6 protein-coding genes are annotated in these 7,010 nt (G+C 61.2%); 2 read left to right on the top strand and 4 right to left on the bottom strand.

The window, feature by feature from the left end; genetic code table 11:
- A partial coding sequence (locus tag Q2941_RS27630) for an adenylate/guanylate cyclase domain-containing protein (protein WP_458194306.1) occupies positions 1-962 on the bottom strand: 962 nt, incomplete at its 3' end.
- A gap of 209 nt (positions 963-1,171) precedes the next feature.
- Here Q2941_RS27630 and Q2941_RS27625 point away from each other — a divergent pair.
- Positions 1,172-1,324 (top strand): hypothetical protein, encoded by a 153-nt coding sequence (locus Q2941_RS27625; protein ID WP_254111921.1) that lies wholly within the window; start codon positions 1,172-1,174, stop codon positions 1,322-1,324.
- A 132-nt stretch (positions 1,325-1,456) separates the two neighbouring features.
- Here the strand turns inward: Q2941_RS27625 and Q2941_RS27620 are convergent, their stop codons facing one another.
- Positions 1,457-2,473, bottom strand: a complete 1,017-nt coding sequence (locus tag Q2941_RS27620) for an alpha/beta hydrolase (RefSeq protein WP_458194305.1) — start codon at positions 2,471-2,473, stop codon at positions 1,457-1,459.
- 16 nt (positions 2,474-2,489) lie between these two features.
- Entirely contained in the window at positions 2,490-3,425 is a 936-nt protein-coding gene (locus Q2941_RS27615) for an MBL fold metallo-hydrolase (protein ID WP_458194304.1), read from the bottom strand.
- Positions 3,426-3,667: 242 nt separating this feature from the next.
- Here Q2941_RS27615 and Q2941_RS27610 point away from each other — a divergent pair, with 242 nt between their 5' ends.
- On the top strand, positions 3,668-4,615 hold the full coding sequence (locus Q2941_RS27610; RefSeq protein WP_458194303.1) for a LysR family transcriptional regulator: 948 nt from the start codon (positions 3,668-3,670) through the stop codon (positions 4,613-4,615).
- 1,559 nt (positions 4,616-6,174) lie between these two features.
- Here the strand turns inward: Q2941_RS27610 and Q2941_RS27605 are convergent.
- A complete protein-coding gene (locus Q2941_RS27605; protein WP_254111923.1) occupies positions 6,175-6,342 on the bottom strand; it encodes a hypothetical protein in 168 nt (55 codons plus the stop codon).
- Positions 6,343-7,010: the final 668 nt, after the last annotated feature.

Here is a 7,010-nt window from a genome sequence, read left to right as displayed (position 1 = left end):
ATGTGTATAAGAGACAGCGATACAATCTCGTCCTGCATGTCGAATAAATCGCCAATAGGTTTGTCAAAACGATCGGCCCAAAGATGCGTGCCCGTTTCCGTGTCTACCAACTGGACATTTACGCGCAGTCGACTGTCGCCACGCTGCACAGAGCCTTCTAGCGCGTAGCGGACATTCAATTCGTGACCGATCTGTTTAAGATCAACCGATTTGCCCTTGTAGGTAAAAGCGGTGTGTCGACCGATCACAAATGAGCGTGCGATGCGTGACAGGTCCGTAGTAAGGCTCTCCGTCACACCATCGACGAAGTAGTCTTGCTCGGGATCGCCACTGACGTTGGCGAAGGGCAGCACAACAATTGAAAGTCGAGGCGGCGAAGGCGGGCCCGGCCTGATGCCGTCAACCTGTGTTGTCGGGCTGCGTCCATCCAGGACCGCTGCATAGGCGCGGACCGGGCGGGTTATATTTTTGAGGTTCTGCTCACCCAGATCAACAAACTCAGCGCTGATCTTGCCTCGGATATGGTCGTAAGCAGAGGATGAGATGCAAATGCCTCCGGATTCTGCGATGCTTTCAAGCCGCGCCGCAATATTTACATCGTCGCCAAAAACGTCGTGCGGCTCGATGATCACGTCGCCAACATTGATGCCGACACGGAAAGCTATCCGCTTGTCTTCCGCATCGGCGGTCGTAAGTTCTCCGATGCGGGTTTGGAATTGGACAGCGGCGCGAACGGCCTCGACCGCGCTTGGAAACTCCGCCAAGAACCCGTCACCCGTATTCTTCACGATGCGACCGCCGTGTGCGGAGATTGCGGGTATGACACCGTCCGCGAGGAGCGTTGTCAGTTTGGCATGCGTGGCTTCTTCGTCATGATGCATTAGCCGCGAATAGCCCGCCACGTCAGCGGCCAATATCGCCGCCAACCGACGTTCAACTCGGATGGGCGGCTCTTGCACCATGGCATGCAATCCAACCCAGGGCTCACTCTACGGCGGATCAGAGGGGAGTGCCAAACTTGCCACTCGCGCAGCCATCATGCCGATCCGTAGGAAGAGGTCAAAAAAATAGTGGTCTCAAGTCGAAAGTTTTTCCCCGTCAAGATCAGAGTCCGGCGGCGGTCGTCCTGGCAATATCCTGTTCCGGGTGTCCAGCCGGGGCGCGGACGCAATTGCTTGCGGACGCGGCCGGCACAACAAAGCCGATCCCGCATGAGATCGCCAAGTTGACCTCAAGCCAGGTGGGGACGCACAGGGGCGGCTATTTCAGCTTCCAGCCGCTCTGGGACTGGATCACCGAAGCGGAGCCGGATCTGTTCAACTGACACCTGTTCCCTCCGCGCGTCGGTCCAGATGCGCGGCCAGCTCCGCGCACTGGGATGTCGGTCGCAGACCCTGTCGGGCGTCCGAGCGCGACGCCATCATACGACGCAATCATGGATGGCGCGGGCCGAGGGTCATCCTCGCGGAGTAGCGGCCGGAGCGTACTCCTCGGCGAGGAACTGACTGACGGCATCGAAGGCCTGCAGGCGGTTCTTTTCGAGGAGCACCATGTGCGTGCCTTCGCCGATTTCCACCCATCGCCGATACGGCGCCCGCTTGAGCGAGAGGAAGAAGTCCTGCGTTGAAGCCATGGTCACGTCCCGGTCCCATTCCGCGTGGACGAGGAGCACTGGGACGCGAATATCGCTCGCGTCATAGAACGCTTTGCCGGCAGCCCAGTAGTCGCGGATATCCTGGATGGGACCGTTCACCGCGCGCATCACGCGGGGGCGTTCGGCATTACCCTGCGCATCCGTTGCGAGTGAGGCCTCCGCCCAGCGCTCGAACCAGCCTTCCGGGACAAGGCTCTCACGCGCGGCCTCCGGCGCAGCCGCAAGCCAGCGCTCCCTGAAATCCAGCACAGGGACCTTGCGATAGGCGCCGAGGGCACCTCCAGAATCGATCGGAGCAGGGGTTTTCAGCAGCCACAGCGACGCAATCAGCGCGAGCTTCAGGACCTTGCCGTTGTTGCTAGCGGTGTAGGCACCGGCCACCGAGCCGCCCCAGGACATGGCGACGAGATTGAGGCGCGGGATGCCGCGGCGCTTGAGGATGTGCTCGACCGCACTGGTGAGGTCGCGCACGGCGACATCGGTGCGAACAAGGGGCTCGGAGTCCTGCGCCGGTGCGTTCATCTCCGGCGGCCGGGTCGATCCGCCATAACCGCGTACGTCGAGTGCGAAGACGTCGTAGCCCTGCACGGCGAGATGATCCATGAAGGAGCGGCCGCCAAGCGGCACATCGAAAAGGCTTGCCGACGAATAGGTCGCGCCATGCACCATCAGGATGGTGCGCTCGGCGGAGAAAGCCTTTTGCGCGGCGGCTCGCTTGTTGCGCAGGTGAAGCGAAATGCCGGCCGTGTCGCTCGGGATCATGAAGTCCTCGACCACGAGGTCGGGCGCGTATGCATGTGCAAGAACGTTCTGGTCCATGATTGCTCTCCTTTGATCAGAGGAATTGCCAGGCGAAGCGCCCGCCGGTGCGCTTGATGCGGCCGACGGAGGACTGCGCGAAGTGGGTGGTGAAGACGGTCGCGCCACTCTCGGCCGCGTCCTCCAGGACAAAGTTGCGCGAGCGAAGGGCCGCTTCGGGGAATTCGCAGAAGCAGGAATTGAGCAAGGGCTCATAGACCTGTAGCGGATGATGCATCACGTCGCCCGCGAACAGCCCTTGCTCGCCGCGCGAGACGAGACGGATGGAGGCGTGGTCGACGCTGTGGCCCGGCGTTGGGATGAAGGAAATCCCCTCCAGGACCTCACTGCCGTCTACCGCGATGAATCGCGCCAGGCCGGCCTCGATTACCGGTCGCACGCTGTCGTCATAGACGCGATCGGCCGGCTTGCGCAGCGCGGGACCCAAGGCAGGATCGGGACGGGCGGCTCCCGTGGGCTCCGCGCCTTTGGCAAGGCTCTCGCCATAGGCCTGCTCGATGCGGGAGAAGATGTAGGTCGCGTTGGGGAAGGTCGGCCTCCAGCGGCCATCGACGAGGCGCGTGTTCCAGCCGACGTGATCGGCGTGGACATGGGTGAGGAGCACATGGTCGACCTGTTCCGGCGCAACACCTGCCGCCGCCAGCCGCGCGAGGAAGGGCTCGTTGAGCCGATCGAGCGGTGGCATGTCGGGCCGGTTCTTGTCGTTGCCGGTCGCCGTGTCGATCAGGATCGTGTGCTGCGGCGTCCTGACCAGCCAGCTGTGGATGCTCTGAATGAACGTGCCGGTTGCGGGATCGAACGATCCGGCCTCAAGCCGTCCCTGATGGCGCTCCAGCGCTCGCGGGTCCCCGCCGGGATAGAGCGTGCCGAATTGAAAGGCCGCAAGGCTCAGCTCGTCGATCCGCGTGATGGCTGCGTCACCGATATGATACGTTTTCGTCTCCTTCGTCACTGAGGCCTCCTCTGGTCGGTCGGCGCCGGACGTGGCGTGATTGCCGACGTCCTGGACTTGCCGCCGTAGCCAATGAGCTACGCGCCGGGCCATATCGCCGGGAGGGCCGTGGGCCTGATAGGTCTCATCGATGCCGTTGATGGAGCGCCTTTCCGCGGAACGCGCCTTTTCAGACCCTCGTCAAGGCCTTACCTTGGCGGCTCGTCCGGTCACGATCTTCAGCCTCGAACGGAGCTGGCGCGATGCTGGATATGGAAAACGGTCGGGGACGGCCTGGCGACGACACCGATCTGACCGAGATCGATCTCGGTCTTCTGCTCGCCCTGGAGGCCCTCTTGCGCGAGCGCAACGTCACCCGCGCGGCGTCGCGGCTGAACATCGGCCAGCCGGCGCTGTCGGCCCGGCTGAACCGGCTGCGACAGATCTTCGCCGATCCGCTCTTCGTGCCTGCGGCGGCGGGCCGCGGCGTGGTGCCGACGACGAGAGCGAGCGAGTTGCAGACGGAGCTTGCGGAGGTGCTCGGCAAGCTGCGCCGCATGGTGGAGGGACCGGCTGTCTTCGACCCGGCGCGAGCCCAGCGCACCTTCGTCGTTGCCATTCACGAGAATCCGGCGGTGACGCTCGCGCCGGGTTTTGTTGCACGATTAACGGCGGTGGCTCCTCGCACGCGGCTCGCCCTTGTCCACCCCACGCCCGACATCGTCGATCGTCTCGAACGTGGCGAGATTGACATCCTCGTAACGGGGCCCGGCCGGACGAGCGGCGAGCTGATGCAGCGTCCGCTCTTCGAGGACAGCTTCCTGACTGCGCAGCGCAAAGACCATCCGCGCGGCACCGGCACGCTTGATCTCGACGCGTTTTGCGCGCTCGACCATCTGCTGATCTCCGCGGACGGCGGCGGCTTCTCAGGCCTCGTCGACGAGGCGCTTGCCGCGCGCGGCCGCTCCCGGCGTGTCGCCGTCTCGATTCAAACCTACGCGCTCGCTCCCGTGATCCTCGCGAACAGCGATTGCATCTGCACGCTGCCACGGCGGTTCCTGATGCGTTTCGCCCACGAACTCGACCTCATGCCACCGCCGCTCGATTTGCCACCCGCAAGCATCGTCGCGCTATGGCATCCGCGCAACCAGGAGGACGCAGGTCACGCCTGGTTGCGCGACCGCCTGTACCAGGCGGCGGCCGCAACTTGAGACTGATCTGTACTCGCCGGCATCGCGCCGCGCGACCAGCTTGCGGCAGTCCGCCTCTATCGGTTCTCCAAAAGGCCGTCCCCAGCCCTTGCTTATTCTTCAGCGCCAGGGATGCTTTCTTGTCCACAGTGTGAATTGCGACACAGCGCATCATTGGGAATCGCCGTACGCTTTGGGTGCGCCTTCATGGCGTCTTACTCTCCCTTAGCCTTGAGCCCGTCGCCAATGGCGGGCTTTCTTTAGTGCGGGTGTCCGATTGGAATGCATGGGGCTTGTAAAGCTCGCTTAGCAGGGGGGATAGAAAATGTCGGGCCTAAGCACGGATGTGCAATGACCCATTACCGTCTCCACATTCTGGATGAACGCGGCGACCTGGTCGGTGCGGTAGAGTTCGAATGCGCCAACGACGCAACGGCAAAACGGAAGGCCCAAACGGTGTCGGCTGGCACCCCGTGGGAGCTTTGGCGGCGCATTAACGGCGGTCTAGAGACTAAAACTGGAGCGGGCACACATAGCGCTAACGACTAACGAAGAGGCGATCTGATCTATTCGACACGATGATGACTTGCGGCCCAAGGCCGGCGGCTAGCGACCGCTGGACGCGCTCGGCCTGATCTTTCGTCAGATTGACCGCTGGAGCTAGATTAGCCCCGACTAATGCGGGGCCTTTACGTCGTCGATCGTAGACCATCCAGCCCTGAGAGGCCTGCCGCACCATAAATCTCGGCGCAGACGGTAGGTTATCGCTCATGTTCTTGCCCTTTTGTTCTTACCTTGCGCATGTGTGCGTGCGCCATGGAGCAACAAGAAATCAGGCTGCCGGGCTCGAGATGCCACGGGTCCCCGCAGCGATCTAATCTCCAACTGGGCACTGAAATCCCAGTTGGGTTTAATATGCAACGGTCATGCCACGGTCTTGTGACAGTGTCGGGAGTTGCGAAGGCCCGCCGGTTCACGCTGGCGGGCCTGATTTCCGTTCTTTCAGCTGAGGCTTACAGGTCAGAACCCACAGGCTGCATATTGGGTTCTGACCAGCCGAAAGTGTGAGCCAACTTGTACGAAGTCCACATCGAGACACTGATTGCCTCGTCGGAAGCCACCACGGAGACCGTCGCACCGAAGGTATTCAAGATTGATGCGCCAGCGGTGTTCGCTCGGTAGGTAGGTCGCGAAGTCGTGCTGGGCTTGAGGCGGCCCGTTGCAGATCTCTGCGATGTATTGGCGAACGTCGGCAGGCAAGACGTCTATGTGCTCGTGATTCCAAGGAGGGTCTGAATTAGAGCCACTTCCTTTGGCAAGCGCCGGGCAGGCGCTCAACGGCAAAATGCAAAGAGCCATTAACAGGGGTCTGACTGCCATCCGACCCTCCGGCTAAGGAAGCGGGTGATCTTATGGTGACAAACTGACGTGGGCCTTACGGAGCCGGGGGCTTCGGGGGTATCCGGATCCGAAAAAGGCCCGCCTTTTCTTTCGCATCCTCCGGCCAAAGCCTTCCATCATTGATATGCAGGTGCGCTTCAGCGACGATGAGGTCGAGCTACTTCGCGCCGTTCAGACGGTCATTCTCCGCTCTTCGGTTCGGACTTGTCGAGAAAATGCAAGGCAGTATTGATCTGCTCAAGCTGACCTTCGATTTTTTCTCGCTCGTCAACGGCGCTAGTCTTCCCAAGCTGATCAACAAGCGCCTGCTTCCGTGAAAGCAAATTCTTTATGACTGTTGTCACCATTCCCCGCTTTCATGAATGTAGTTGAAAAGGCCGCAGGCCTACCCCTTCCTGCGGCCATCCGGGAAAATTGACTGTCGATAAATTGCGACTTCCAGCCCCGGCTAACGAGGATGATTCCAGAAGTCGGCGGTGTCGTTGAGTCTGGAAAGTCTGTTCCCGGGCGGAACATCGTGAGTGTGGCGTCGACGCGACAGCGCAAAGCGGGAAGTCATTGGAACCGGGAAAGCTAGGGCGGCCAATATCCGCCTCGAGTCCAAAATAAAAGGACCCTTTAGCTCCGAGTGGGTCTCAAGATCGACTTAAGGATTTTCAGAGATACCAGCCAGCCGGGCAAGATTTGTTTGCGGGGGACTCGGGGTGGTCATCGAATTGAGACAACTGCTGTTGCGCGGAGCAATTAGCCTCACGGTATGCGTGTTGGTCGCGGCCTTCGTTGCTGGCTTGTTGTCAGTGCTGGCCGACTATCTCGGGCCGAGTGCACAAGCCACCGAGGCATGCAAGCCGAGCCATTGCGTACCGAAGGCTAAGGGCGGTGCTCCGAACCTAACCCCATCGAGATCGCGGACGACCCATTAGACCAGCTGACAGATCATAGCGGCCATGGAGCGCACTCAAATACCTGCACTGACTGCAATCGCGCAATCAAGTACGCATCGCGTCAATCACGT

The sequence above is a fragment of the Bradyrhizobium sp. UFLA05-153 genome (genome assembly GCF_054185185.1).
Note: the sequence above shows the minus strand (reverse complement) of the source record. Positions and strands in the feature narration are given on the sequence as shown.